Annotated in this window: 25 protein-coding genes; 11 read left to right on the forward strand and 14 right to left on the reverse strand. The window is 64.6% G+C overall.

Features of this window, described 5'->3' with window-relative positions:
- Positions 1-170: 170 nt before the first annotated feature.
- The 4 genes from D1227_RS08680 (at position 171) to D1227_RS08695 (ending at position 3,376) form a co-directional block, all read left to right on the forward strand.
- Entirely contained in the window at positions 171-434 is a 264-nt protein-coding gene (locus tag D1227_RS08680) for a hypothetical protein (protein ID WP_119377360.1), read from the forward strand.
- Between the two features lie 111 nt (positions 435-545).
- Positions 546-1,673, forward strand: coding sequence for a sensor histidine kinase (locus D1227_RS08685; RefSeq protein ID WP_119377361.1), 1,128 nt, complete (start codon positions 546-548; stop codon positions 1,671-1,673).
- Positions 1,666-2,298 carry a response regulator transcription factor gene (locus D1227_RS08690; RefSeq protein WP_119377362.1) on the forward strand — a complete coding sequence of 211 codons (633 nt, stop codon included), beginning with the start codon at positions 1,666-1,668 and terminating at the stop codon, positions 2,296-2,298. Before D1227_RS08685 ends, D1227_RS08690 begins: the two co-directional genes overlap by 8 nt.
- A 253-nt stretch (positions 2,299-2,551) precedes the next feature.
- The gene (locus tag D1227_RS08695; protein ID WP_158586610.1) at positions 2,552-3,376 is read left to right on the forward strand and encodes an alpha/beta fold hydrolase; all 825 of its coding nucleotides are present in this window, start codon (positions 2,552-2,554) and stop codon (positions 3,374-3,376) included.
- A 14-nt stretch (positions 3,377-3,390) separates the two neighbouring features.
- Here the strand turns inward: D1227_RS08695 and D1227_RS08700 are convergent, their stop codons facing one another.
- The 5 genes from D1227_RS08700 to D1227_RS08720 all read right to left on the reverse strand — a co-directional run bounded on the left by D1227_RS08700 (position 3,391) and on the right by D1227_RS08720 (position 8,705).
- On the reverse strand, positions 3,391-3,981 hold the full coding sequence (locus D1227_RS08700) for an ATP-dependent Clp protease proteolytic subunit (protein ID WP_119377845.1): 591 nt from the start codon (positions 3,979-3,981) through the stop codon (positions 3,391-3,393).
- Positions 3,982-4,075: 94 nt separating this feature from the next.
- Positions 4,076-6,058, reverse strand: a complete 1,983-nt coding sequence (locus tag D1227_RS08705) for a hypothetical protein (protein WP_119404545.1) — start codon at positions 6,056-6,058, stop codon at positions 4,076-4,078.
- 20 nt (positions 6,059-6,078) lie between these two features.
- Positions 6,079-6,606: an adenine phosphoribosyltransferase gene (locus tag D1227_RS08710; RefSeq protein ID WP_119404569.1), complete on the reverse strand. Its 528-nt coding sequence runs from the start codon at positions 6,604-6,606 to the stop codon at positions 6,079-6,081.
- Positions 6,606-7,730: a hypothetical protein gene (locus D1227_RS08715; protein ID WP_119404546.1), complete on the reverse strand. Its 1,125-nt coding sequence runs from the start codon at positions 7,728-7,730 to the stop codon at positions 6,606-6,608. Before D1227_RS08715 ends, D1227_RS08710 begins: the two co-directional genes overlap by 1 nt.
- Positions 7,731-7,832: 102 nt before the next feature.
- Positions 7,833-8,705, reverse strand: a complete 873-nt coding sequence (locus D1227_RS08720) for an S-methyl-5'-thioadenosine phosphorylase (RefSeq protein ID WP_119404547.1) — start codon at positions 8,703-8,705, stop codon at positions 7,833-7,835.
- A 119-nt stretch (positions 8,706-8,824) separates the two neighbouring features.
- On the opposite strand from D1227_RS08720, the gene D1227_RS08725 reads away from it, so the two are divergent.
- Positions 8,825-9,625, forward strand: a complete 801-nt coding sequence (locus tag D1227_RS08725; protein ID WP_119404548.1) for a DUF1206 domain-containing protein — start codon at positions 8,825-8,827, stop codon at positions 9,623-9,625.
- A gap of 89 nt (positions 9,626-9,714) precedes the next feature.
- Here D1227_RS08725 and D1227_RS08730 read toward each other — a convergent pair whose 3' ends face one another.
- The 3 genes from D1227_RS08730 to petA are packed head-to-tail and all read right to left on the reverse strand — an operon-like array spanning position 9,715 to position 12,745.
- Entirely contained in the window at positions 9,715-10,689 is a 975-nt protein-coding gene (locus D1227_RS08730) for a cytochrome c1 (protein WP_119404549.1), read from the reverse strand.
- Positions 10,690-10,700: 11 nt separating this feature from the next.
- Positions 10,701-12,158 carry a cytochrome b gene (locus tag D1227_RS08735; protein ID WP_119377369.1) on the reverse strand — a complete coding sequence of 486 codons (1,458 nt, stop codon included), beginning with the start codon at positions 12,156-12,158 and terminating at the stop codon, positions 10,701-10,703.
- A gap of 17 nt (positions 12,159-12,175) precedes the next feature.
- Complete coding sequence (gene petA, locus D1227_RS08740; RefSeq protein ID WP_119377370.1) at positions 12,176-12,745, reverse strand: ubiquinol-cytochrome c reductase iron-sulfur subunit; 570 nt, start codon at positions 12,743-12,745, stop codon at positions 12,176-12,178.
- Positions 12,746-13,050: 305 nt separating this feature from the next.
- Here petA and hemF point away from each other — a divergent pair, with 305 nt between their 5' ends.
- A complete protein-coding gene (gene hemF / locus D1227_RS08745; RefSeq protein ID WP_119377847.1) occupies positions 13,051-13,923 on the forward strand; it encodes an oxygen-dependent coproporphyrinogen oxidase in 873 nt (290 codons plus the stop codon).
- Positions 13,924-13,927: 4 nt separating this feature from the next.
- Here hemF and D1227_RS08750 read toward each other — a convergent pair whose 3' ends face one another.
- The 6 genes from D1227_RS08750 to D1227_RS08775 are packed head-to-tail and all read right to left on the reverse strand — an operon-like array spanning position 13,928 to position 17,535.
- Positions 13,928-14,314, reverse strand: coding sequence for a type II toxin-antitoxin system death-on-curing family toxin (locus D1227_RS08750; protein ID WP_119377371.1), 387 nt, complete (start codon positions 14,312-14,314; stop codon positions 13,928-13,930).
- Positions 14,311-14,604, reverse strand: coding sequence for an AbrB/MazE/SpoVT family DNA-binding domain-containing protein (locus tag D1227_RS08755; RefSeq protein ID WP_407646990.1), 294 nt, complete (start codon positions 14,602-14,604; stop codon positions 14,311-14,313). The genes D1227_RS08750 and D1227_RS08755 overlap by 4 nt, the downstream gene beginning before the upstream one ends.
- Before the next feature lie 56 nt (positions 14,605-14,660).
- Positions 14,661-15,857, reverse strand: coding sequence for a CCA tRNA nucleotidyltransferase (locus tag D1227_RS08760; protein ID WP_233350080.1), 1,197 nt, complete (start codon positions 15,855-15,857; stop codon positions 14,661-14,663).
- Positions 15,854-16,294, reverse strand: coding sequence for a DUF6111 family protein (locus D1227_RS08765; RefSeq protein WP_119377372.1), 441 nt, complete (start codon positions 16,292-16,294; stop codon positions 15,854-15,856). Before D1227_RS08765 ends, D1227_RS08760 begins: the two co-directional genes overlap by 4 nt.
- Positions 16,291-16,929 (reverse strand): CoA pyrophosphatase, encoded by a 639-nt coding sequence (locus tag D1227_RS08770; protein WP_119377373.1) that lies wholly within the window; start codon positions 16,927-16,929, stop codon positions 16,291-16,293. Before D1227_RS08770 ends, D1227_RS08765 begins: the two co-directional genes overlap by 4 nt.
- A gap of 6 nt (positions 16,930-16,935) precedes the next feature.
- Positions 16,936-17,535, reverse strand: coding sequence for a DUF1285 domain-containing protein (locus D1227_RS08775; RefSeq protein WP_119377374.1), 600 nt, complete (start codon positions 17,533-17,535; stop codon positions 16,936-16,938).
- Positions 17,536-17,646: 111 nt separating this feature from the next.
- Between D1227_RS08775 and D1227_RS08780 the strand changes: the two genes are divergently transcribed.
- The 5 genes from D1227_RS08780 (at position 17,647) to D1227_RS08800 (ending at position 24,842) form a co-directional block, all read left to right on the forward strand.
- The gene (locus tag D1227_RS08780; protein WP_119377375.1) at positions 17,647-18,636 is read left to right on the forward strand and encodes an AAA family ATPase; all 990 of its coding nucleotides are present in this window, start codon (positions 17,647-17,649) and stop codon (positions 18,634-18,636) included.
- 2 nt (positions 18,637-18,638) lie between these two features.
- The gene (locus D1227_RS08785) at positions 18,639-19,088 is read left to right on the forward strand and encodes a hypothetical protein (RefSeq protein WP_119404550.1); all 450 of its coding nucleotides are present in this window, start codon (positions 18,639-18,641) and stop codon (positions 19,086-19,088) included.
- Positions 19,085-19,951: a DUF58 domain-containing protein gene (locus D1227_RS08790; protein ID WP_233350084.1), complete on the forward strand. Its 867-nt coding sequence runs from the start codon at positions 19,085-19,087 to the stop codon at positions 19,949-19,951. The genes D1227_RS08785 and D1227_RS08790 overlap by 4 nt, the downstream gene beginning before the upstream one ends.
- A complete protein-coding gene (locus tag D1227_RS08795; protein ID WP_119404551.1) occupies positions 19,948-22,806 on the forward strand; it encodes a DUF4159 domain-containing protein in 2,859 nt (952 codons plus the stop codon). Before D1227_RS08790 ends, D1227_RS08795 begins: the two co-directional genes overlap by 4 nt.
- A 236-nt stretch (positions 22,807-23,042) precedes the next feature.
- Positions 23,043-24,842 carry a DUF7408 domain-containing protein gene (locus D1227_RS08800; protein WP_233350086.1) on the forward strand — a complete coding sequence of 600 codons (1,800 nt, stop codon included), beginning with the start codon at positions 23,043-23,045 and terminating at the stop codon, positions 24,840-24,842.
- Positions 24,843-24,852: the final 10 nt, after the last annotated feature.

Consider the following 24,852-nt stretch of genomic DNA (forward strand, 5'->3'; position numbering starts at 1 on the left):
CTCAATTTCCCTTCCCCTCAATCAATGAACCCGCATTAACCATTACAGCAGGTTGGGTGCGTGTTCGAGGGATTATCCGGGACCGTCCAGTTTGGTTATACGGGCTCCTACGTATGGGCCAGCACGTCGCACTGTGGCTTAATCCGCCTCATCAGGGAGGCAGAGCAGCCATGTACAAGATCGCATTTTTCCTTGCAGGACTGGTCACTACGGTGGTTTCGACACCGCAGGTGCTGGCCCATCATGCCCGCGCAGAAATCATGCAGCTGGCCTGGTGTTCCTCGGCAGGAAATGCAGCGCCGGATGCCGGCATCTTCGCCATGCATTGTGCTGCCTGCCCGGCCCTGCTGGCGGGAATCACCGCCATGACGCTCAGCCTGGCGCTTCCTGTTCACCGGCTCAGCCGCCGCCTGGTGCGCGTGCGCCTGTCATGACAAGCAGATTCCGCCGCCTGCGTGTATTGACCTCGGGGTCCAGCTTGCCGCATTCCGGTAAGCTGGAAGTCGGAGGTTTGTGCGCTGGATCGTCAGCAACTCATATACGACATGGCGGAGATGGACGTTGACGCGCTCCACCAGCACTTCCGGTCCATTCTCCAGTCGGTTCCGGATGCCATGGTCGTCATCAATGACGCCGGGATCATCACCGCTTTCAGCAAGGCGGCGGAGACCCTGTTCGGCTATGATGCCAACGACCTGCTCGGCCGCAATGTCAGCGTCCTCATGGCGCCCTCCGACAAGGCCCAGCATGACGGGCATATCTCGCGCTACCTGCGAACGGGCGAACGGCGTATCATCGGCATCGGACGGACGGTCACCGCGCGCCGCGCCGATGGTTCACTCTTCCCGATCGATCTCAAGATCGGCGAAGCGAAGATCGGTGACCACTTCCTCTTCACGGCATTCATGCGAGACCTGACAGAGCAACGGCGAAACGAATCGCGCATGAAGGCGCTGCAGGCCGAGCTCGTCCATTTCTCGCGGCTGAGTTCCGTCGGCACCATGGCGTCAGCCCTCGCGCATGAGCTGAACCAGCCGCTGACCGTTGTTACCAACTATCTCGAGGCGGCCCGCGACCTGCTCGAATCGCCTGACCCCGAAACCATGGACATGGTGCAGGAAGCCCTCAACGAGGCTGCCAAGCAGTCGGTGCGCGCCGGCCAGATCGTGCGCAAGCTGCGCGACTATGTCTCCCGCGGGGAGATCGAGAAACGCCCGACACAGCTGGTCCCGCTGATCGGCGATGCCGTCGCCCTCATCCAGGCCGAGATGAGCAGCACCAATGGCGAGATCGCCGTCAGCGTCGAGGAAGGCATTTCCGACATCATGGCGGACCCGATCCAGATCCAGCAGGTCATCATCAACCTTGTTCGCAATGCGCTCGAGGCGATGGAAGGCCAGGATGACCCGAAGGTCGAGATCCGGGCGGCCAGCGTCAGCGGCGGCCTGGCCATGGTCACCATCGAGGACAATGGCCCCGGCATCGACCGGGAAGTCGCCGACCAGCTCTTCAAACCGCTCGCCAGTTCCAAGTCGACTGGGATGGGGCTGGGTCTGTCTATCTGCAAGACTATTGTCGAAGCCCATGGCGGCACGATAGAAGCAATGCCAATGGAAACGGCAGGGACCCGGTTCGTCTTTACCGTCGAGCTGGCAGACAGGACTGATGAGTGAATCGGAAAAACCCCTCGTACATCTGATCGATGATGATGAGGCCATCCGCCATTCGGCGAGCTTCATGCTTCGGCTGGCGGGATATCGTGTGCAGACCCACAAGGATGGCGTGAGCTTCCTTGAGGCGCTGCCCGGTCTCGAATCGGGCTGCATCCTGCTTGACGTGCAGATGCCCAAGATGAATGGCATTGCCGTCCAGAAGGAGCTGAATGTACGCGGCTGCGAAATGCCGGTCGTTGTCCTGACCGGGCATGGCGATGTCTCCGTCGCGGTGCAGGCCATGAAGGCCGGCGCCGTCAATTTCGTCGAGAAGCCCTATGAGAAACAGGTCCTGCTGAAGGCCCTGGAAGAGGCCTTCGAACAGCTGGCAAACCAGTCGCGCGGCGCGCTGAAGAAGGCGGACGCTGAAAAAAGACTGGCCCATCTCACACCGCGCGAGGCGGAAGTGCTTGAAGGTCTGGTTGACGGGCTGACCAACAAGGCGATTGCCAATACGCTCGATATCTCACCACGAACGGTCGAGATACACCGCGCAAATCTGATGGAAAAACTGGGCGTCGACAATTTGTCGGCGGCCCTGCGCCTGGCATTTGCCGCCGGGCTTGAAGGACGGGCAAATCCCTGACTTTCAATGCCAGCGTTAATTACGTCCATGTAACCGTTCAGGATTTACACAATCCTTTGCAAGCGAAGGGTTGGCAAAGCTCGCGAGTGTGCGTACTTTACCTGTATTGGTAGAGTAAACGCGTAGAGTGTTGAAGGGAGACCTGTCTGGTCTCCCTTTTTCTTTTGGTCCTCTTCTTGCACTCGAGCACCCTGTCAAAGGGACCTGCACCTGGTGGGAGCCGCGCAGGTCCGAATCGAACCAAGGTATGCCGGTGCTGGATAAAACACGCTCAGACAATCTCGATGAAGGGGGGCTCCCGCCAGACTACTGGTGCGAGACCGGCGGCCTTCTGTTGCGGGCGAAAGTCTGGAACGAGGACCGCCAGGGCCTGCCCATCGTCTTCCTGAACGGTATCGGCACGAGCCTCGAAATCGCGGCGCCTCTGGCCGAGCAGTTTTCCGGCCGGCGCTTCATCGCGATCGAGATGCCCGGATCCGGCCTGACGGCGAACACCTCCATTCCCCTGCCCCCGGCCCTGCTCGCCCGATTCGCGGTGGAAGCCGCCAGCCAGCTTGGCGCCTACCAGTTCGACCTGATTGGCCTGTCGATCGGCGGCGCGCTGGCCCAGCAGATTGCCTGGCAATATCGCGACCGTGTCGCCCGGCTGGTCCTGGCCGGCACGTGCAGCGGCTATACCATGCTGCCGCACGACTGGATGGCCGACCGCCTGATGTGGACGATGAACCCGCTGGCCGTCGTCATGAATGACCTGATCAGCGACCTGATCGGGCCTCATCTCAACACTCTGATCCAGCCGACGCCGGCCTCTGTCGCCAGCCAGTTCGCATCCTTTGCCGGCTGGACGAGCCTGGCATTCCTGCCAATGGTGAAGTCACCCACGCTGGTGCTCGCCGGGTCGCGCGACCGGATCATACCGCCATCGAACGCCGCGCAGCTCTCGGCCTTCCTGCCGAATGCCGATCACCGCATCCTCCCGGATGCCGCACACCTCTTCCCCTTCTCGGAACCGGAACGCACGGCGCGCCACATCATGCGCTTCTATGAGAAGACGCCGCACGCTGCCATGGCTGACTGAGTGTCAGCCGAAGGTCAGGTGATCTCTTTCTTGCTGGTGACGATCTTGCCAACGAGGCCGTATTCAACCGCTTCCTCGGCGCTCATCCAGTAGTCGCGATCGGTGTCAGCCTTGATCTTTTCGAAGGGCTGCCCGGTGGCGGCAGCGAAAATCTTGTTCAGCCGCTCGCGCATCCGCACGATCTCGCGGACCTGGATGTCAATGTCGGAGGCCTGGCCGCCAAAGCCGCCGCGCGGTTCATGAAGCAGGAAGCGCGTATTCGGCAGCGAGTAGCGGTTTTCCTTCTTGGCCGCCGCATAGATCAGCGCGCCTGCAGACGCGACCCAGCCGGAGCCGAGCACTTTGACCGGCGCATCGACGAACTTGATCATGTCATGGATCATGTCGCCGGATTCGACGTGGCCGCCCGGCGATGAAATCACCAGCAGGATCGGCTTGTCGCTGTCGGACCCAAGCGCCAGCAGCCGTTCGCAGACGCGGCGCGCCTGCTTGTCGTCAATGCCGCCCGTCAGGAGGATGGTGCGGGCCTTGAACAATGCCTCTTCAAGAAAGGCGTTCGGCTCGCTCATCGGCTTGGCATCTTGTTCGTCGTCAAGCGTCGGCATCGTTTGGTAGTCGAGCTGGGGCATCATCCCTCCGTCAAAACAGTCTTTGCCATAGGTGAGACGCCCCGCGCTTCCGGTCAAGCGCCTTGCTGCCCTATTCGGGCGCATGCGTGACCGAGAGGCCCAAATCCTCCACAATTTGTTCAGGTGCCACGTCCGGATCGAGGGCGTCGAAGTATTCAACGGTGACCGGAGTGGGTGGAGCCGACTTCAGTTCGATGCTGCCGCCGGACGCTTCATAATACTGCGCCACCGACTCGATCCAGTCGACGGCGGGCGGGAATTCCTGCGTCGCCGGCTGCTTGCCAGCGCGGATCATGGTGGCGATGAAGGTGCGCATCTGCTGCGGCTCCATGCCGCCCAGCGTCGCGCCCCAGCCTTCCTGCGGGTAGAGCTTGCCGATCGCGCTGGCATAGGCGAACAGCTTGTCATAGCCGCCATCATCGGACTCGAAGAAGCGCGCCCCGCGGAACGCGAACGCCTCTTCGAAGGCTTCCTCGAAGGCGGTTTCCTTGTCCTCGGACTCGAAGGCGGCCTGCGCGCGGGCATAGTCCGGAAGGGTGACGTCGACGGAGAAGGCGCCCGTGCCGAAGCCTTCCGAGCTGCTGTCGAAGGAGAGGGCCGTCTCGCCCGTATCGGCGCCCCAGCGCCAGTTGACCGCAATATCGAAGGGCAGCGTGTCCAGCCCGGTTTCCTCGAGCTTGCTGATCGCTGTGCGCAGGCTTTCCTTCATGTCCTCGCCGGACGCTTCGGCCTCGTCGGTTCCGTCGCCCTCGGCCATCTCCTCGACGGCCTCTTCAGGAATGAAGGCCAGCACCACCTCACCGACTTCCTGGATGTCCAGCTGTGCGCCGGTCATGTCGAGGCTGATCGCTTCGGGGAAGAACCAGGCGAACTGGTCGGCACTGAATTCAGCGTGGTCAACTTCGAAGACGTCGCCATCATTGAACCGCAGCTTGTAATCGCGCGCTTCCCAGCTGCCGAGGCTCATCAGGTCGCGTTCGTCCATACCGGGAAACTCGGCGCGCGCCAGGAAGCCGGCCAGCTTGTCGAGCCGGAAATCCTTGTAGGCCATGTAGGCGGTTGTCTCGAGTTGGTCGAATTCGACATCCTCAAGGTTCAGCTCGTCGAATTCGCCGTTCTCATTGGTGAATTCCATGGTCTGCGCCTGGCGCGTATTGACCATCACGACGCGGCCAATGTCGAACCCGCTCATATTCTCATAGCCGGAGAAGTCCCAGCTGACATCGACCGACTGCTTCATGCCGGGCTGGTCCATCACGAAGGTCGCCTTGGAATCGTATGACGCCCCGCTCTCGACCGAAAGCGTGCGGACCACGGCGACCACCTGCTGCGCAAGGCGCACAGCCTCTGTCGCAACCGCCATCTCCTCGCGGTCCTCATCACTGATTTCCTCGTCCGGAACCAGGTCTTCAAAGAAGGTGTCGGAGATGGGAACCAGCTCATAGGGGCGCAGCGAGACATTGCTCAGCACCATCTCGGCGGTATTGGATTCGAAGGTGTCGAAGCCGAAATCCACGTCGGTGCCGGAATCGTCCTCAATGGATTCTTCCATGGCATCGAACAGCGTGTTGAAGGCGTTCGCGACGCCGAAATAGGAGACGTTGCGGGCTTCAAGACGGTTAAAGGCGAGGCCCGTTTCGTCCAGCCGCTCGCCCCGCAGGCGGGCTGAAACCAAATCGGTATTGAGGCCCCAGAGCTCTGCTTCCTCGGCCTGGATGCCGAATTCAGGCTCGGTGGCGATGGTTACCTTCAGGCCCGTGAAGACGGTCGCGCCAGAGGTCGGGTCGAGGGACTTGTCGTCCCAGCTGATCGACAGCAGGTCGGGCAGCGCATCATTGATCGGCTGGAGGTCGGCCTCCAGCTGGTCCTCGAGGCTGAAGGCCTCGCCAGCGAGCGCCTGGAGGCTGGCGATCGATTCCTGCCATTCACCGGCCGACACGTCGGATTCGGCTGGCGGGGCCGGCGCATCAGGGGCCGGTTCGTCCTTGCCATTGCCGCAGGCTGCAAGCACCCCGGCGAGAAAGAGCGCGCTCAGCGATGAGACTGTCTTCATGGGTGCGGTCCTTTTCCTGTTCAGTGACCAGTAAACGTTACAAGGCTCATGACTTCAACGCCAAGTTCGCGAAGGGTGCGAGCGCCGCCAAGATCCGGAAGGTCGATCAGGAAGGTAGCGGCGACGATATCTGCCTTGCCCTTGCGCAGCAGTTTCACGCCGGCCTCGGCCGTTCCGCCTGTCGCAATGAGGTCATCGACAAGCAGTACCTGTTCGCCCTCTTCCACGCCATCGGTATGCATGTGCAGCGCGTCACTGCCATATTCGAGGGCGTAGGACTCGCTCCAGGTTTCATATGGAAGCTTGCCGGGCTTTCGAAGCGGCAGGAAGCCGGCGCCGAGCCGCACGGCCATCGCCCCGCCCAGGATGAAGCCGCGCGCATCGATGCCCGCGACCTTGGACACGTTCATGCGCTCGAACGGCCGGCACAGATCCTCGATGGCGGCGGCCAGCGCCTCGCTGTCGCTCATCAGCGTGGTGACGTCCCGGAACATGATGCCCTTGGCGGGATAGTCCGGTATGGTGCGGATCTTCGACTTGTAGTCGATCAAAGACCGCTTCCTCGCTGGGGCGTGGTGTCCGATGCCTCTTCGTCATCATGATCGTCTTCGCCCGCCCGCTCGTCTTCGACGGCCGTCTCTGCCGGCTCCTCGGCCGGCTCGGCCTCGACAGCTTCGGCCTCATCGCGAAACGGGGACACGTTGGAAGCCGGTTCCTCTGGCGAGGCTTCGGCGGCGACCGGCTCTTCGGGTGCCGGTTCTTCGGCGGCTGGTTCTTCAGCGGCTGGTTCGTCGTAGACCGGCGTCTCCGGCTCTGGCGCTTCTGGCGCCTCGTCTTCTGCCGTCGTCGGCGCTTCGCTCACGGCTTCGGCAGACACTTCGGCCTCGGCAGGCTCAGGCGCCGGCTGGAAGTCGGCATCGGCCTCGATCTCGGCATCGGCTTCGGCTTCCTCATCCATCGCCGCTGGCGCGGCCTTCGGGGTCTTGCGCCTGCCGAACACCCCGCGCGGATCGGCCTTGCGGTCATAATGGCGCGAATAATATTCGTGCGCGCTGAGCATCAGCGGCTTTGGCGTCAACACCATTCCGGACTCGCGAAGGTCCTCGACCACCGCATCGCGCAGGTACAGGCCGGGCAGCAGGTCCTGGTGGAAGCCGTGCTTCTTCATCCAGTCGCGCACCCACCAGCTGCGGGTCGACCGCGCCCGTTCGGGCGGGCGGCCTTCATGCTTCTCCCAGAGATACAGGGTCGAAATGCCATTGACCGCCGCGGTCTTCGCAGCCTCAAGCGGCTCATCGATCGCCTCGCCCTGGTCCATCGCATAGCGCAACCGGCGCTTGGCCGCCTCGATGGCCTGATAGGTCGCCTGCACGGCGGCCAGCGGGCGCTTGTCGGTGGCCATGATGGTCGCCAGCACCGCATTGAGCTGCGGGTGCTCGATCACCGGAATATCGCGCGACAGCCGGATACGGCCCTCGCAGACATCAGCCAGCTCGCGCACCGTCTGGAACATGTTGAACCGGAATTCGTGCCCGATGCCTTCCAGTGAAAGCTTTATGGCTTCCTGGCGCGTATCGTCCTGGCGCCAGAGCAGCCAGGTTATCGCCAGAGCGGCTGTAACGAGCAGTCCCAGCCCGCCAACCAGAAAGGTCTCAAAATATGTCCCGCTCATCATCTCTCACCCGATTTGGTGAAAGGTTAGCAAATGGTGACTCGGGCGTCGACAATTCCTTTTCGTTGAAGCCCCCGCCAGCCATCCGCTGTAGCAGGACGATCACAGAACGCGGCCGGCGACAGCATCCAGCCGGGCCAGGATTTCCGGATCGCGCGCCTCCGGCGCGGTGATCATCGCAAAGTCGAGACAGGTCTCGATCCCTTGCGGCGAGGGTGAGCGCTCGACCCCGTTCAGGCCGCTCGCCAGCTCCAAAATCGCCTGCTTTGCCCGCTCGGTATTCTGCCGCATGACCTCCAGGACATTCGACACCGAGACCGCCTCAACCTCGTCGAACCAGCAGTCATAATCGGTCACCATGGCAATCGTCGCATAGGGCAGTTCGGCCTCGCGGGCGAGTTTCGCTTCCGGCATGTTGGTCATGCCGATGACGTCGCAGCCCCACTGGCGATAGAGGTTGCTCTCGGCCCGCGAGGAGAATTGCGGGCCTTCCATGGCAAGGTAGGTCCCGCCGCGATGGACCGTCGCACCGACCCGCTCGGCGGCGTCACCGGCCAGGCCGGACAGGCGCGAACAGACCGGGTCAGCCATGGAGACATGCGCCACCATGCCCGGGCCGAAAAAGGATTTCTCGCGCGCAAAGGTGCGGTCGATGAACTGGTCGACCATGACATAGTCACCCGGCGCATAGGCCTGCTTGAGCGAGCCGCAGGCGGAAATGGACAGGACATCGGTGCAGCCGGCCCGCTTCAGGGCGTCGATATTGGCGCGGTAGGGAACCGCTGTCGGGGTGAGCCTGTGGCCCTTGCCATGCCGCGGCAGGAAAACCAGCGTGACATCGCCGATGCGCCCGCGCATCAGCGGGTCGGACGGCGCGCCCCAAGGCGTGTCGATCGACAAGGCCTCCGCCCCCTCCAGCCCGTCGATTTCATAGAGGCCCGAGCCACCGATCACACCGATTGTCCACTTGCTCATGCTGTCACTTCCCTGATGTCCTGCGTCCTGTTGCAGAAGCAGGCCCGCGATGGGAAATCAAGTCGGCGTGAGGGCCGTCGCCGGGGAACCGGGAGGCCTGCCCCTGCGTCTGTTGGAGGATGGCAGACAAGGCAATTCCTGCGCCGGCGACGGAATGGATCGCGCGGACCGGCCTCGGCGCACGAGCATTTGTCTATCTTGCCGTGGCCTGGCTGCTCGCCCTGGGGGCGGTTGGCGCCCGGCCGGATGACGGCGCCAGCCCCGGCGAAGCCTTCCGGGCCATCGAAACCCAGCTCGGCGGACGAATCCTGCTGGTCGCGCTCGCCGCCGGTCTGTTTCTTTACGCGCTATGGCGGTTCCAGCAGGCCATCCTCGATACCGATGCGCGAGGGCGTGACGCCAAAGGCATGCTGGCGCGCCTCGGCATGATGTCCTCCGGCGCAAGTTACCTGCTCGTCGGCATTGCGGCGTTCGCCGTCACGCTCGGCGAGAATGATCGCGGTGGCTCGACTGGCGGCAAGACAGCCGAAACTGCCCGCTGGCTGATGGAACAGCCCTATGGGCGCTGGCTGGTCGCCCTTGGCGGGATGACGCTGATGGCGATTGGCTGCGCACAGGCCTGGCGGGCAAGCTCCGGCCAGTGGAAACGCAGTCTCGACCTTTCGGGCTGGGCCGCCTCCCTCACTGGCTTCATCGCCTTCGCGATTGCAGGGCGCGGCATGCTTTTCCTGCTGGTCGGCCTGTTTCTCCTGCTCGGCGGGGTGACTGCCGACGAAAGCGATATTCGCGGACTGGCGGCGACGCTGGGCTGGATTCGCGGCCAGCCCTTCGGTTTCCTGCTATTCCTGGTCTCGGCAGCTGCCATCGGCATGTACGGCATGTACTCCGGCGTCCAGTCGCTGCGCTACACCTTCGACTGATGGGCGCGAGGCCTGCCTATGCCTGAAACGGAAAAGGCCACCCGCACGGTGCGGATGGCCTTGATGTCGTGGACGGTTCAGGCAGGCCCCTAGTGGTCGACCTTCCGCCAGATGCGGTGGAAGGAAAACCAGAGCAGCACGGCCAGGATGGCGAGATAGATCATCGCCGCAAGACCGGTCGACTTGCGCTGGGTCTGCTTCGGCTCGCCGGCCCATTGCAGGAAGGCGGCAACGTCTTCAGCCATCTGGCTGACGGTCGCTTCCGTGCCGTCGAGATATTCGACGCGGCCCGGTGTCAGCTGCGGCGGCATGGCCAGGAAGCCGCCGGGCGGTGCATGGCGCGGATCGCCCTGCCACTGAGGCGTCGTGTCACCGGCAAAGTACGGATTGTAGTACTGTCCGACCGGCTGGACGAGCTCGCCTTCATAATGGCTGTCGCCATGTTCGAAGACGGCCATCTCTCCAACTTCGATGAGCGTCTGCTGTTCTGTGACGGTCTCGCCATCCTCGCCTTCGGTCTCAATTGTATCAGTCGCGATCGCGGCCTCTTCCGGATAGCCGACCAGCAGGCTGTAGATGTAGCTGGCACCGCCCGCGCGGGCCTTGGTGATGACCGACAGGTCCGGCGGATAGGCGCCGCCATTGGCCGCGCGCGCAGCCTGCTCGTTCGGATAAGGTGACTTGAACGGATCGGACGTACGCGCCGGACGGTAGTCGTAGTCGCCAACATCGTTCGGCTCGGTCGAGAGGATTTCGTCCTGCGCAGCAAAAGCTTTCACCAGCGGGTTGTCGTTCGCGTTCGGATATTCCGGATCGTAGAACGGGCCGCCCGGCTCACCGAGGTTGCGATAATGCAGCAGGCGCATCGAGTGACAGGAGGCGCAGACCTCGCGATAGACCTGATAGCCGCGCTGGACACTGTCCATGTCGAGCTCGCCCAGCGGGCCCTGGAAGTCCCAGCCGCCTTCCGGCGCGTGAGGGTGCTTGGCGCCACCGGCAGCCTGAGCGCTGAGGGCCAGCGCCGCCGCACCCAGTCCAGCAGAAATGAAACGCATGAATTTCATGTCCAAACCTCTTATTCGGCGGGCGCAGGCGCTGCACGGTCATGTGAACCGAGCACAGCCTTGTGGATGGAAGTCGGCTCGTCCTTCGGCTTCTCGCGCAGGCCGAGCAGCGGCAGGATCACGAGGAAGTAGGCGAAGTAGTAGAGCGTCAGGATCTGGGCGAGGTGCACGAAGCGGAAGGCCGGGGCCTTTTGCACCGCAATGGACGCATCCACGCCTTCCTCGACCTTCTGGTCGCGGAATGTCGCCGCCGGCTCGTACTCGTCATAGGTCTGCGTGGCTTCGTTGCCGTTCGCATCGGTGTAGCTGACCACCAGCTTGTCCGAGCCCATCGGAATGATCGGATCGTCCGGGTTGGACGCACCGCACCAGCCGAGCAGCAGGCCGGCAACGACAAAGCCGAAGAAGAACTGACGGGCAACCGGACGGTAGCGCATCGACTTGACCTTGGACGTGTCCAGCCAGGGCAGCACGAACAGGATGGCAATCGAGCCGAACATCGCGATGACACCGAGCAGTTTCGCGTCGATCGGGCCGATGTCGAAAGTGATGGCGCGCAGGATGGCGTAGAACGGCAGCAGATACCATTCAGGCACGATGTGCGCCGGCGTCACCAGCGGGTTGGCCTCGATATAGTTGTCGGCATGGCCGAGCACGTTCGGCATGTAGAAGACGAAGGCTGCGAAGATCAGCAGGAAGACGACAATCGCGAAGGCGTCCTTCACCGTGTAGTACGGGTGGAACGGGACGGTGTCCTTCTTCAGGCCTTCCGGATCCTTGCGGGCTTCGACGCCGGTCGGGTTGTTGTTGCCCGGCACGTGCAGCGCCCAGATGTGCAGGATAACCACACCGGCAATCATGAACGGCAGCAGGTAGTGCAGCGAGAAGAAGCGCTGGATGGTCTGGTTACCGATTGACGGTCCGCCCATCAGCCAGGCCTTGATGCTGTCGCCGACGACCGGCAGGGCGCCGATCAGGCCGGTGATGACGTTGGCGCCGTGATAGGACATCTGGCCCCATGGCAGGACGTAGCCGAGGAAGGCCGTGCCCATCATCAGGAAGAAGATCACGCAGCCGAGAATCCAGAGGATTTCGCGCGGGGCCTTGTAGGAGCCGTAATACAGGCCGCGGAACATGTGGATGTAGACCGCGAGGAAGAACATCGAGGCGCCATTGGCGTGGATGTAACGGATCAGCCAGCCAAAAGGCACGTCGCGCATGATCCGCTCGACCGAGGCGAAGGCCCCGTCGACGGTTGGCGTGTAGTGCATGGCCAGGACGACGCCTGTCAGGATCTGCGTCATCAGGCAGACCGCGAGAATGCCGCCGAACGTGTACCAGTAGTTCAGGTTCTTTGGCGTCGGGAAATCGACAAAGCTGTCATAAGCCAGCCGGACAATCGGCAGGCGCGAATCGAGCCACTTCGTGAAACCGGTTTTCGGCTCGTAGGTAGAGGGATGTCCGCTCATCTGTCTGGCGTCCTCTCTTAAAGCGAAATGTTGATCACGGTGGGGCTGACATAGCGATAGTCAGGCACCGGCAGGTTGGAGGGCGCAGGCCCCTTCCGGATACGGCCCGACGTATCGTAGTGCGAACCATGGCACGGGCAGTACCAGCCGCCATAGTCACCCGTATTACCCTGGGCCGGGCCGACCGGCACGCAGCCAAGGTGGGTACAGCTGCCGGAGGTCACCAGGATGGCCCGGTTCAGCGAGCCGTCCTGCATAGGCACGAGGCGCTCGTCATCGGTCTGCGGGTCGCGCAGGCTACCGACATCGACACTTTCGGCCGAGCGGATTTCCGCTTCCGTACGGTGGCGGATAAAGAAAGGCTGTCCGCCGATCAGCACCCGGATCTCACCGCCCAGCGGGACCTTGGAGATGTCCACCTCAAGGCTGGATGCCGCCTTGGTGTCGCTCGCCGCATTCATCTGGTCGATGAACACATAAGCCAGCGCACCTGCGCCGGCAGCAGCAGTCGCGGCTGTCGCGATGTGGATGAAATCACGGCGATCTTCGTCGATCGTCTCGTGGGTAGTCGTTTGCGCTTCGCTCACTCTTCCGGTCCTCTGGCCAAGGATTACTCCGAGATGCATACAGTATCGGGCAAGGATTTCATTGCGGCGCAACGCCGCAAAAAATGCCCTCCCCGAGCACGTCTGCGGCTGCGGTTAGCGCGCCCGCTCCAGCAATGCAAGCCACGCATGTCGGCCTGCGACGCCAAGACGCCATTGAAGCTGCATTTGGTACAGCCCCGGACAAGCGGCATCGCGTCGCATATGTATCTGTCCGTAGGCGTTTTTTGCCGTTCGCGGCCATCGTGGCCTTTACCGCAGCCGGCAGAACGGCCATCACCTCCCTCATGTTGGAAGACCGCAAGCAAAAAGCCCGTGCGTGGTTCGAATCACTTCAGGGCGACATCATCGCCCGGTTCGAGGCGCTGGAAGACGAAGCCCAGCCGCCGCTCTATCACGGCGAACCCGGCCGATTCGTGAAAACGCCCTGGACGCGCGGCGACGGGTCTGAAGACCTTGGCGGCGGCACCATGGCGATCATGAAGGGCAAGCTCTTCGAGAAGGTCGGCGTGCATGTCTCCTGCGTCTATGGCGACTTCTCCGAAGCTTTCCGCGCGCAGATCCCCGGCGCCGACAAGTCGGGCGGCAAGTTCTGGGCCTCCGGCATCTCGCTTATCGCGCACATGCACAATCCGCGCGTGCCGGCCGTTCACATGAATACGCGCATGCTGGTCACCGCCGACAGCTGGTTCGGAGGCGGCGGTGACCTGACGCCCCTGCTCGACTATCAGCGCGAAGAGGATTTTCCGGACACGGTCGACTTTCACGCCGCCTTCAAGGCCGCCTGCGACAAGCACGATCCGGAATATTATCCGCGCATGAAGCAGCAGTGCGACGAGTATTTCTACCTGCCCCACCGCTCAGAGCCGCGCGGCACGGGCGGCATCTTCTACGACCGCCACAATACCGGTGACTGGGAGGCAGACTTCGCCTTCACCCAGGATGTCGGGCGCGCCTTTGCCGACATCTATCCGCAGCTCGTGCGCCGGCGCATGGTCGAAAGCTGGACGCCGGAGCAGCGCGAGGAACAGCTGATCCGGCGCGGACGCTATGTCGAGTTCAACCTGCTCTATGACCGTGGCACCACCTTCGGGCTGAAGACCGGCGGAAACGTGAACTCGATCCTGTCCTCCATGCCGCCCGTGGTGAAGTGGCCTTGAGGCGTCAGGCAGGCTCGGTATTCTCCCGCAGCCAGTTGGCATAAGGCTGGTAATCGATTTCACCCGCTGCCAGCATCAGCGTCCAGGCGAGCCGGTCGGCCATCGGCGCAACAAGTTTCAGGCCATTTGCCCGCAGGAAAGTGAGGCACGCGACATAGCCCGTCCGCTGGTTGCCATCGATGAAGGGATGGTTCTGGATAATCCAGCCAGCATAGAGCGCCCCGAGCGTGCAGAGGTCATGTTCCCCGTAGCCGAACGCGTTCAGCGGCCGCGCAAGGGCGCTATCCAGGAGACCTTCATCGCGTGTCCCTCCAGCACCGCCATGCAAGGCGAGCTGTCTGTCGTGAACTTGCAGGATGAACGCCTTGTCGAGCCATCGCGGCTCCTTCATTTGGCGATCGCCCTCAGGACGGCGCGATTCTCCGCCATGATCTCTTCCGCCATGGACATGAGATCGTCCGCTTCGCGGTCGACTACGGCCAATTCGATCCGGCCATCCTCCGTCTGGACGATATCGACCGTATCGCCTTCCTCAACACCAAGGGTATTGAGAATGTCGCGCGGCAGGATCACGCCCAACGAATTCCCGATCTTGCGGACTTTCATGCTGGCAGACACCGGCGGCGTCAGCGGGGCCTTGCCAGCTTCCCTCAAACCCTTGTCTGTCTTGCGATCCGTCATGGCGAGCGTCCTTGAGTTAGAACAAAAGTTATAACACGCTCATCTTTAACGAGCAATCAGCTCAACTTGCCCAGCCGCTCCAGCAGCTGATCGCGGCCTGGCTGGAAGTCCTCGGCCATCCACCACTCTTCGAGTTTGCGCAAAGCCTGTCCGATTTCCGGACCCTTGAGGCCGGCGGCCAGTGCGTCGTCCCCGCCGACGGGAAACTCCGGCCGCTTCCAGGCACGCACCGCAAACAGCAGGTCGCGCACATCCCGGCCCGAGGTCAGCGCCCGGTCGACGACGGCCTGCTTGCCATGCCAGTAGAGCGCCTGCCTCAGCTGGCGCCCGTTCATGCCTGACACATCGGGCAGGTTGTCGGCGGCCCACATGGTCAGCCGGTTGGCCTCCGCATTCGACAGGCGCAGGCGTTTCGACACCGCCAGCACCGAATTGGCGCTGCGATGGATCAACGCCATCAGGCGCAGCATCGGGTCGGCCTGCACGCCAGCCAGCGTCTGGCTGACGCGCAAATCGTGCAGCCCGTCCAGCGTTTCGGCTTCCGGCAGGAAGATCGCCAGCACGCCGCTATCCTGCATCGCGGTGACCGCCTCTGTCGGGTCGGGCGCGGCGAGCAGCTTGTGCAGCTCCTTCCAGATTCGCTCAGCGGCGATCTTCTTCAGGCCCTCTTTCTGGCGCGCGCAGGCGGCCAGGCCGTCCGCGTCGATGCCGGCGCCATACCAGGCATTGAAGCGGAAGAAGCGCAGGATGCGCAGGAAATCCTCACGCAGGCGCATGTCCGCATCGCCGATGAAGATGACGCGGCCTGCCTCGGCATCCTCGATCCCACCGCCGACCGGGTCGTGCACCGTCCCGTCGCGGTCGGCATAAAGCGCATTGAGGCGGAAGTCGCGCCGCCCGGCATCCTCGGCCCAGTCCTCGGTGAAGGCGACGACAGCGCGGCGCCCGTCCGTCTCGACATCGCGGCGCAGCGTGGTGATCTCGAACGGCTTGCCATCGATGACCGCCGTGATCGTGCCATGGTCGATCCCGGTCGGTATGGCGCGGATGCCCGCCGCCTCCAGCGCCTTGATGACGCTCTCGGGCTCGATCTGGGTGGCAATGTCGATATCGTCGACGGGCCGGTCCATGATCGCATTGCGCACGCAGCCGCCGACAAATCGCGCCCCGCCCGGCCGGACAGCCTCAAGCGCAGCCATGACGGCGAGGGTTCTCGGATCGGTCAGCCAGTCCTGTCCAGAAATGGAGATCATTCTGGCAATTCGGAATTGTCAGGTAGCGTATCCGAGGCCGGCGGATCGCCTTCCGGGCGCTCTTCTACCGGCCCGGCCGGGATATTCGGGCCTGCCGGATCTGTTTCGCCAAGACCGTGCGCCTGCCCGCCCGGGTCGCGGCTTGCCGGACGGCCAAGGTCGTTCTTGATCTTCTCGCACGGCACTTCCTGCCCGCCGACCATCTTCCCATCGACCAGCCGTCGCGGCTCGTAGCACATCTCGCGACCGCCCCGGTCCATGAAGATAAGGACAACCCAGGCCGCGATCGCCAGGAACGCCCCGACACCGAACAGCACCGCAATCGGCCAGGGCTTGCGGCCCTCCTCAATCGCTTCCTGCGTGGCCAGCCGCCAGAGCCCGAAAGCCGCGAAGGGCGACAGGAAAATGACCAGTTCGAATATCAGCCTGTAAGTCACGCCTCGGTTTCCTCCTCCGACTCGTACAGCCGTTCATATAAAGCGCGTATGATCCCTGCCGTCACGCCCCATATCCGGTGGCCCTCATACGGCATCTCGAAATAGTGCCGGGTCTGCCCGCCCCAGTCGGCGGACCGCTTGTGATGGTTGCGCGCGCTCATCAGGAAGGAAAGCGGGGTTTCGAAGACATCGGCCACCTCTGTCGGATCCGGCTTCGGCTCGAAATCCGCTGGCAGGACGCCGATCACGGGCACGATCCGGAAGGCTGTCCCTGTGAGATAGGGCGATCCGCGCGCAATCAACTGCACGGTCGACGGATCGACGCCGACCTCCTCCTCGGCCTCACGCAGCGCGGCCTCGATTTCGTCGGCATCGGCCGGGTCGACCTTGCCACCCGGAAAAGCCACCTGACCGGGATGGGTTGGCATCGTGTCGGGGCGGTGGGTGAGCAGGGCTGTGGGCCCGCCAGGCCGGGGAATGATCGGCACGAGCACCGCCGCCGGGCGGATATTCTCGATGGCGGATGCATCCAGGAACTCGATGTCGCCACCTTCAGGCAGGCGCTCGCGGCCCTCGACCGGGTCGAGGCGCAGGCGCGCACGCGCAAGAAAGTCATCGAGATCGACAAAGGACATGGGCGTCTATTCAGCCGGGCCGAGCGGAAAGAAAACCCCTTTTGACCAGACGCCCAGCATCTCGCCGCCGTCCGGGTCCGGTTCGGCCAGCCCGGCCAGTTCATAGAAGACAGGCCGTGACAGCTTGGCCTCCAGCCGGCCTCTTATGTGGATGTATGGCGCCGGTTCGCCTGTCTCCCCGTCTGTTTCGATGCGGATCGGGTGGTCCGGGCCGGCTACGGCGATATCGCCGAGATTGGTGCTGAAGGCGAGGCTCTGGCCCGTGCCTTCCTCCTCGGCCCGGTCGACCCGCACTGCGACAAAAGGCGCGTCCTCGACATGCACGACGACTTTCTCATACGGCGTCACCAGCCAGTACGAGCCATCCTCATCGCGGCGCAGGATGGTCGAGAACAGGCGGACAAGCTTCTTGCGGTTGATTCGCGAGCCTTCATGCCACCAGCTGCCATCGGCCCGGATTTCCATGTCGATATCGGCCGACCGCTCCGGATTCCACTTGTCCACGGGAGGCAATTTCCGCCCGGACGGATCGGGTGCGATCTGTTTCAGCAGCTCTTCGAGACTGATTGCAGTGTTCTGATTGGATTTCACGTCGCGCTCCGCCATCATTTTGCCTAGGGTCCATATTCAATTCTTTTGTCGGAGTGACAGGCCAAAGAATGAAGTATCGACCCCAGACCTAGGTCTGTTGTAGGCGGGAGTGAAGACGGAGACCTTATGGCAGACGATAATCAGGCCATCGTACAAGACGCAGAAGCCGCGAGCGAAACGCTTGCGAAGGTGAAGGAAGAGATCGCCAAGGCGGTGTTCGGACAGGACCGGGTGATCGAGCTGGCGCTGTCCGCCATCCTGGCCGGCGGGCATGCCCTGCTGATCGGCGCGCCGGGCCTTGCCAAGACACGCCTCGTCGAGGCGATGGGCACCGCGCTCGGCCTCGATGAAGCCCGCATACAGTTCACGCCGGACCTGATGCCATCGGACATTCTCGGCTCCGAAGTGCTGGACGAAACCGCCAGCGGCGAGCGCAGCTTCCGCTTCATCAAGGGCCCGATCTTTACCCAGCTGCTGATGGCCGACGAAATCAACCGCGCCAGCCCGCGCACACAGTCAGCCCTGCTGCAGGCCATGCAGGAGCGCCATGTCACCGTCGCCGGCGTGCGCTACGACCTGCCCGCCCCGTTCCATGTCCTCGCCACCCAGAACCCGATCGAGCAGGAAGGCACCTATCCGCTGCCTGAAGCCCAGCTCGACCGTTTCCTGCTGAAGATCGACGTCACCTATCCCGATATCGACACCGAGCGGAAAATCCTGATCGAGACGACCGGCGCGAACGAGGCCGAGGTCGAGGCGGCCCTTTCCGGAGAAGAATTGCAGAAACTCCAGGCGCTGGTGCGCCAGATGCCGGTCGGGGAAAAAGTGCTCGCAGCCATCCTTGCAACCATTCGCGAGGCCCGGCCCGAACAGACATCCGACGAGCGCGTGAAACGCTTCGTCGACTGGGGGCCGAGCCCGCGCGCCGGTCAGGCGCTGATGCTGGCCTGCCGCGCCCGCGCCCTGCTGCGTGGACGCCTTGCGCCATCTCTGGAAGACGTCGAGGCACTGGCCGAACCCTGCCTCGGACACCGTATGGCGATGCGCTATGACCCGACCGGACAAGCCCCGCCGCTGCGCGACCTGATTGGAGATCTCGCAAAGGCCGCTGTCTGAAGATGAGCTTCGCGCTGCGTTCCACTTGCATGCTCGCCGGCATCGGCCTCGCAGGCGCAAGCGCGCTGCAGGGCTGTGCACGCGGCGATGACGGCGTGGACGCGCAGGCCCTGGCCCAGTGCCACCGCACGATCCAGCGGGCGACCCTCGCCGTGCAGGTGGCCGGGCCGGTCATGACTTATGAAGAACGCTCGGCGGCGCGCCGCCAGCTGGAAGACGCCGATCACCGCCTGCTGCATGTCTGGGCACAGGAAGAGGGCCTTTCCATCAGCGCGGCCCAGTTTGCTGAAGAGGCGCCCCGGGCGGTCGCCTTTCTCGAGGGTATAGATGCCGAAGCCGGCCTCAGCGAGCAGGAGAAGCTCTCAGCCCTCTCGGCTGCCGCAGACGCGCCGGAAGCCTGGCGGGACCATGTCAGCCGGGCGCTCAACTGCGCCGGAAGGCTGGCGCCATGATGGATGCCGCCACCCTGCGCGCCGAAGCCGAGGCCCTCGCCCGCGCCCTGCCGGGTGTGGGTCTCAATGCCCGCGCCGCCGACGCGGCCCATCTCGGCGCAGCTGGCCGCAAGCGGGCCGGGACCGGCGAACAGTTCTGGCAGTACCGTCATTATGCGCATGAAGACGCTGCCCAGCGGATCGACTGGCGCCGCTCTGCACGCGGTGACGACCTCTATGTGCGCGAGTCCGAACTGGAAACCTCGCGAACGGTCCTCTTCTGGAGCGATCCGCATCAGGGCTTCGACTGGTCAGGCGAGCCGACCCGCCTGCACAAGGCCGATGCCGCGCGGGTCTGCATGCTCGCCGCCGGCCTCATCCTGTCCAAGGCCGGCGAACGCATCGGCGCGCTGGCCGGCAGCCGTGCGCCCAGCTTCGGCAAGGCCGCTGTCGACAAGCTCGCCGAGGACCTGACCTTGGGCAATGGCGAGGCTTTCCCGCCGCCGCCGCGCTACCAGTCCATCTTCGTCATCGCGAGTGACTTCTACGACCCGATCGACGTCTGGCGCGACCGGCTGGCCCCATTGGCGGCAAAGTCGAAGGAAGGCGTCCTGATCGCTGTGCGCGACCCGATCGAGGAAGCCTTCCCGTGGAAGGGCCGCGTGCGCTTTTCCCGGCCCGGCGCCTCGCTGTCCCGGATTTTTGGCCGCACCGAGTCGATCCGTGAGGACTATCTCGCCCGCTACAAGGCGCACTTCGAGGCTCTTGAAGCGCTGGCCGCCGGGATGGGCTGGCAGCTCATCCGGCATTCGACAGGCACGCCGCTGCAGCGCTGCGCCTCCGATCTCAAACAGGCGCTCGAACTGTTCGGTGCGCGGCTATGATGCTCGGCCCGTTCCTGTTCGGCGCACCGCTGGCGCTGCTGGGCCTGATCGCCCTGCCGGTGGTCTGGTGGGTGCTGCGCGCGACACCGCCCGCCCCGCAGGAAGCGGCCCTACCCTCGCTGCGCCTGCTCGACGACGTCACCCCGCGCGACGAGACCCCGGCGCGCACGCCATGGTGGATCCTGCTGCTGCGCCTTGTTGCCGCCGCCGCTGTAATCATCGGCCTCTCCCAGCCCGTCTATGCACCCGGCGCAAGCCCCGAGGGCGAAGCGGCCGGACCGGTTCTGATTGTTGTCGACAATGGCTGGACCAGTGCGGCCCGCTGGAGCGAGATCCGCTCTGCGGCCGCTGGCGCGCTCGACGGTGAAGGCCGCAACACGGCGGGCCACTTGCTGCTGACCGCCCCGAAATCGCTGAATGCCGACCCGGCCGAGCGGCTGTCCAAGACCGAGCTGCCGCAGCGCGTAAACTCGCTCGACCCGGTGGCCTGGGGCGTTGACCGCGAAGACGCGCTGGAGCGGCTTGAAGCCTCCGGCGTCGAGCCAGGACGTATCTTCTGGGTGACGGACGGGCTCGACCCGCAGACCGCCGAACCCTTTGCACGGGCGCTCGCCGCCATGGCGCCGCTGACCGTTTATGCCGCCCCGCCGCGTGGCCCGTCTGCGATTACCGGCCTCTCGTCAGATGCCGAGGGCGCGAATGTCGTGGTGACCCGCGCCAATCCGGACGGTACGGCGGACCGTTATGTCTCGGCCCTCACCCTCGATGGCGCGGCGCTCGCAACCTCCGAGGCCAGCTTTGCAGATGGCGAGGCCGAAGCCACCGCCGTCTTCGATATCCCGGCGGCCGCGCTCGCCCGGATCGCGCGGTTCACCATTACCGGATCGGAAGGCGCCGGCAGTGTCTGGCTCTGGGATTCGGCGGCCCGCTCGCGCCGCGTCGGCCTTGTCTCCGGCGATGCAACCGCCCAGCCGCTGCTTTCGGACATGCACTATGTCCGCAAGGCGCTGGAGCCGTTCGCCACGATCACCGAAGGCGAGCTGGCAGACCTGATCGCTGCCAATCCCGACGCCATCATCATGACCGATATCGGCCAGCTGGCGCCCGACCTTGAAACCAGTGTCGAGGAATGGGTGCAAAAGGGCGGCGCGCTGATCCGCTTTGCCGGCCCACGCATGGCCACGCACACTGACACGCTGGTGCCGACGCCGCTGCGGAGAGCCTCAAGGGCTATTGGCGGGGCGCTGACCTGGGAGGAACCGCAATCGATTGGCGGCTTTCCTGACACCTCTCCCTTCATCGGCCTGAAGGCCCCGGCCGACATAAAGGTGCGCCAGCAGGTGCTCGCCCGGCCGGACCCGGAGCTCGCCAATCGCACATGGGCGCGCCTCACCGACGGCTCACCGCTGGTGACCGCCGCACCGCGCGGCCAGGGTATGCTGATCCTCTTCCACGTTACCGCCGGGCCGGACTGGTCGGACCTGCCTTACTCCGGCACCTTCGTCGAAATGCTCCGCCGCGCCATCGCCGCTGGCCGGGGCGAGGCCGTCAATGATGGCGACGGCACCTACTCGCCCGACATTGTCCTCAACGGCTATGGGCGGCTTGTCTCGCCCGACTCCAATGCAACCCCGGTCGCCGCCAGCGACTTTTCCGGGATCGTGCCGTCGGAGACCCATCCACCCGGCCTTTATCGCGGGCCCTCCGGAACGCGCGCGATCAATGCTGCGGCGGACTATGAGGCCGAGCTGATGACCGACTGGCCCGCCGGGGTCCGCCTGCTGGGCGACGCGGAAGCGAAATCCATGCGCCTTGCCGGGCCTCTGCTCGGGCTGGCAGGCCTGCTGCTCGCCATCGACCTCATCATCGCCCTCGCGATTGCCGGGCGCCTGCCCTTCTTCAACCGGGCCGCCATGGCCGCCTTTGCCGGACTGGTCCTCCTGCCGGCAAGCGGCGTGATGGAGCCAGAGGCGCAGGCCCAGCAATTCGACCTCAATCCCAGCCCCTACAGCTACCGCACCAGCCCCGGCTATGGCGTCGACATGAACGTCACCGGCGAGATCGACAAGGCGACCGAAGCGGCGCTGGAAATGCGCCTTGCCTATATCGAGACGGGCGACACAGCGGTCGATGACGCCACGCGCAATGGCCTGCGCGGCATCTCGCTCATCCTCTACCGGCGCACCTCGGTCGAGCCGGCCGAGCCGCATGCCGTCGATCCGGAAACCGATGCGCTGGACGTCTACCCCGTGATCTTCCTCGGCCTGCCGGACAATGCCACGCCGCTGAGCTCACTCGCCGTCGAGCGGCTGAACGCCTATCTGCGCAATGGCGGCGCGCTGGTGATCGACACGCGCAATGGCGGTGACATGGCAAGCGGTGACAGCTTCGACGACCTCGACCGCGTCCTGCCGGGCCTCGACACGCCGCCGCTCGCGCCCGTGCCGCAGGACCACGTACTGACCCGCAGCTTCTACCTGCTCGACAGCTTCCCCGGCCGCTACCAGGACCGCCGCCTGTGGATCGAATCTTCCGGCGTTGGCGAGAAGACCGAGCGGCGCGGCGATGGCGTTTCGCGGCTGATCATAGGCGATGCGGACTATCTCGCCGCCTGGGCCGTGGATGAACGCGGCCGGCCGGTCTACTCCGTCGATGGCGGGGATGAGCAACGCGAAATGGCGCGCCGCTTCGGCGTCAATCTGATCATGTATGTGCTGACCGGCAACTACAAGGAAGACCAGGTCCACCTGCCTGCCTTGCTCGAACGCCTCGGCGAGGGCACGGGGGACACGCCCTCACCCGACCAGTTTGACTTCAACAATATTCCGCCCTCGCCCGACGGAGGTCCCAACTGACCGAAGCTGGACGCATAAGCCTCGACCCGCTGCTCGGCTGGCCGGTCCTGTTCGCGCTGCTCGTCCTGTGCGCGCTGGCCTATCTCGCCTATCTGCGCTGGCGCGGCCGGGCCTGGCTGACACGCGCTGCTGCCCTGACGGCCCTCGCTGCCGCCCTGGCCAATCCCGCCTATGTCCGCGAGGAGCGCGAGCCGCTGCCCTCGGTCGCCGCGGTGGTTGTCGATGGCTCCGAAAGCATGAGCTTCGGCCAGCGCACGCAGATCGCCGAGACCGTGCGCGAGCAGCTCCTGACGGAAATGGACGCGGACGCTTCGCTTGAAGTCCGGATCATCGAGACCGACAGCCGCACCGACGGCACCAACCTCATCGGTGCCCTCGAAGGCCTGATGGCGGACGTCCCGCGCGACCGGATCGCCGGGGCGGTGCTGATCACCGATGGCCAGGTCCACGACGTGCCCGAGGACATGGCCCGCCTCGGCGAACTCGGCCCCGTCCATGCCCTCATCACCGGCGACCCCGACAGCGGAGACCGCCGGATCTCGCTCGTCCAGTCGCCCGATTTCGGCATCGTCGGAGAGGAAGCGCAATTCCTGGTGCGTGTCGACGATCCGGTCTCGCAAACGGCAACCGTCACCGTTTCGGTAAATGGCGGCCTGCCCCGGCGCATGACGGTCGCAACCGGCGAGGACACGCCGCTGCCTATCGAGATCGAGCGGCGCGGCGACAATATCGTCGTGGTCGAGACGCCGGCCGGCGAGCAGGAGCTGACGCTCGCCAACAACCGCACCGCCGCGACCCTCTCAGGCGTGCGCGACCGGCTGCGCGTGCTGCTGATCACCGGCAAGCCGAACGCTGCGGGCCGGGTCTGGCGCGACCTGTTGAAATCCGACCCGTCGGTCGATCTCGTCCACTTCACCATCCTCAGGCCCCCCTTCAAGCAGGACATCACTCCGCTTGAGGAAATGGCGCTCATCGCCTTCCCGACCGAGGAACTGTTCGAGGGCAAGCTCAATGAGTTCGACCTCATCATCTTCGACCAGTATGAGCGGCGCACCGTCATCACGATGAGCTACCTCGCCAATATGGCGCGCTATGTCGCCGATGGCGGGGCGCTGCTGATCGCGGCCGGCGAGGACTTTGCCGGCCCGGCCAGCCTCGCCAACACGCCGCTCGCCGGGGTGCTGCCCGCGCTCCCGACCGGCACGATCGAGGTCGGCGCCTTCACGCCGGAACTCTCCGACACGGGCAAGCGCCACACCGTGACCCAGTCCCTGGACGGGCAGAGCTGGGGCGGCTGGGTGCGCTATATCAAGGCGACCGCCGAGGCCGGCGACGTGCTGATGACGGCGCGCGATGGCGACCCGCTGCTGGTCGTCGACCGGGTTGGCGAAGGCCGGGTCGCGCAGCTGCTCTCAGGCCAGATCTGGCTCTGGGCGCGCGGCCATGATGGCGGCGGACCCTTCGCCGAGCTGATCCGCCGCATGGTGCACTGGCTGATGAAGGAGCCGGAACTGGAAGAGCGCCAGCTGCGCCTCGAAGCCCAGGGCGACACGCTGCGCGCGACGCTGCGCACCCTGTCGGACAATGCCCCGCCGCTCTCGATCGAGACACCGGACGGCTCGATCATGGAGCCCACCTGGCAGGCCGCCGGGCCGGGCGAGTTTGTCGCCGAGGCGCCGATTGACCGGCTCGGTCTCTTCCGGGCGCGCTCGGGCGGGCTTGAGGCCGTGACGCTGAATGGCCCCGCCAATCCGAAGGAATATGCTGCGCTGGAGGCGACCGGCGAGGTGCTTGAACCGCTCGCCAGCCTGACCGGCGGCGGCGTCTGGACCCTGGACCGCCCCGGCGACCGCATCCCCGACATCCGCCGCGTCGGCCGCGGCGCCGATGCCGAAGGCGGCAACTGGCTCGGCCTCAGGGAACGCGGCGCCTATGCCGTGCGAAGCTCCACCAGCCTGCCGCTCCTGCCGGGGCTGCTCGCGGCGCTGGCGATTGTGGCCTTCCTGCTGCTGGCCTGGCGGCGTGAGGGGCGGTAGTTGCTCTCGA

Origin of the sequence: Henriciella mobilis (assembly GCF_003576315.1) — a bacterium.
GTDB lineage: Bacteria > Pseudomonadota > Alphaproteobacteria > Caulobacterales > Hyphomonadaceae > Henriciella > Henriciella mobilis.

What these genes read in the sequence shown, in the direction of transcription:
- D1227_RS08680 (WP_119377360.1), top strand. Translation starts at nt 171, where the DNA reads ATGTACAAGATCGCATTTTTCCTTGCAGGACTGGTCACTACGGTGGTT.
- D1227_RS08685 (WP_119377361.1), top strand. Translation starts at nt 546, where the DNA reads ATGGCGGAGATGGACGTTGACGCGCTCCACCAGCACTTCCGGTCCATT.
- D1227_RS08690 (WP_119377362.1), top strand. Translation starts at nt 1,666, where the DNA reads ATGAGTGAATCGGAAAAACCCCTCGTACATCTGATCGATGATGATGAG.
- D1227_RS08700 (WP_119377845.1), bottom strand. Translation starts at nt 3,981, where the DNA reads ATGCCGACGCTTGACGACGAACAAGATGCCAAGCCGATGAGCGAGCCG.
- D1227_RS08705 (WP_119404545.1), bottom strand. Translation starts at nt 6,058, where the DNA reads ATGAAGACAGTCTCATCGCTGAGCGCGCTCTTTCTCGCCGGGGTGCTT.
- D1227_RS08715 (WP_119404546.1), bottom strand. Translation starts at nt 7,730, where the DNA reads ATGAGCGGGACATATTTTGAGACCTTTCTGGTTGGCGGGCTGGGACTG.
- D1227_RS08720 (WP_119404547.1), bottom strand. Translation starts at nt 8,705, where the DNA reads ATGAGCAAGTGGACAATCGGTGTGATCGGTGGCTCGGGCCTCTATGAA.
- D1227_RS08725 (WP_119404548.1), top strand. Translation starts at nt 8,825, where the DNA reads ATGGCAGACAAGGCAATTCCTGCGCCGGCGACGGAATGGATCGCGCGG.
- D1227_RS08730 (WP_119404549.1), bottom strand. Translation starts at nt 10,689, where the DNA reads ATGAAATTCATGCGTTTCATTTCTGCTGGACTGGGTGCGGCGGCGCTG.
- D1227_RS08735 (WP_119377369.1), bottom strand. Translation starts at nt 12,158, where the DNA reads ATGAGCGGACATCCCTCTACCTACGAGCCGAAAACCGGTTTCACGAAG.
- hemF (WP_119377847.1), top strand. Translation starts at nt 13,051, where the DNA reads ATGTTGGAAGACCGCAAGCAAAAAGCCCGTGCGTGGTTCGAATCACTT.
- D1227_RS08750 (WP_119377371.1), bottom strand. Translation starts at nt 14,314, where the DNA reads ATGAAGGAGCCGCGATGGCTCGACAAGGCGTTCATCCTGCAAGTTCAC.
- D1227_RS08755 (WP_407646990.1), bottom strand. Translation starts at nt 14,604, where the DNA reads ATGACGGATCGCAAGACAGACAAGGGTTTGAGGGAAGCTGGCAAGGCC.
- D1227_RS08760 (WP_233350080.1), bottom strand. Translation starts at nt 15,857, where the DNA reads ATGATCTCCATTTCTGGACAGGACTGGCTGACCGATCCGAGAACCCTC.
- D1227_RS08770 (WP_119377373.1), bottom strand. Translation starts at nt 16,929, where the DNA reads ATGTCCTTTGTCGATCTCGATGACTTTCTTGCGCGTGCGCGCCTGCGC.
- D1227_RS08775 (WP_119377374.1), bottom strand. Translation starts at nt 17,535, where the DNA reads ATGGCGGAGCGCGACGTGAAATCCAATCAGAACACTGCAATCAGTCTC.
- D1227_RS08780 (WP_119377375.1), top strand. Translation starts at nt 17,647, where the DNA reads ATGGCAGACGATAATCAGGCCATCGTACAAGACGCAGAAGCCGCGAGC.
- D1227_RS08785 (WP_119404550.1), top strand. Translation starts at nt 18,639, where the DNA reads ATGAGCTTCGCGCTGCGTTCCACTTGCATGCTCGCCGGCATCGGCCTC.
- D1227_RS08790 (WP_233350084.1), top strand. Translation starts at nt 19,085, where the DNA reads ATGATGGATGCCGCCACCCTGCGCGCCGAAGCCGAGGCCCTCGCCCGC.
- D1227_RS08795 (WP_119404551.1), top strand. Translation starts at nt 19,948, where the DNA reads ATGATGCTCGGCCCGTTCCTGTTCGGCGCACCGCTGGCGCTGCTGGGC.
- D1227_RS08800 (WP_233350086.1), top strand. Translation starts at nt 23,043, where the DNA reads ATGAGCTTCGGCCAGCGCACGCAGATCGCCGAGACCGTGCGCGAGCAG.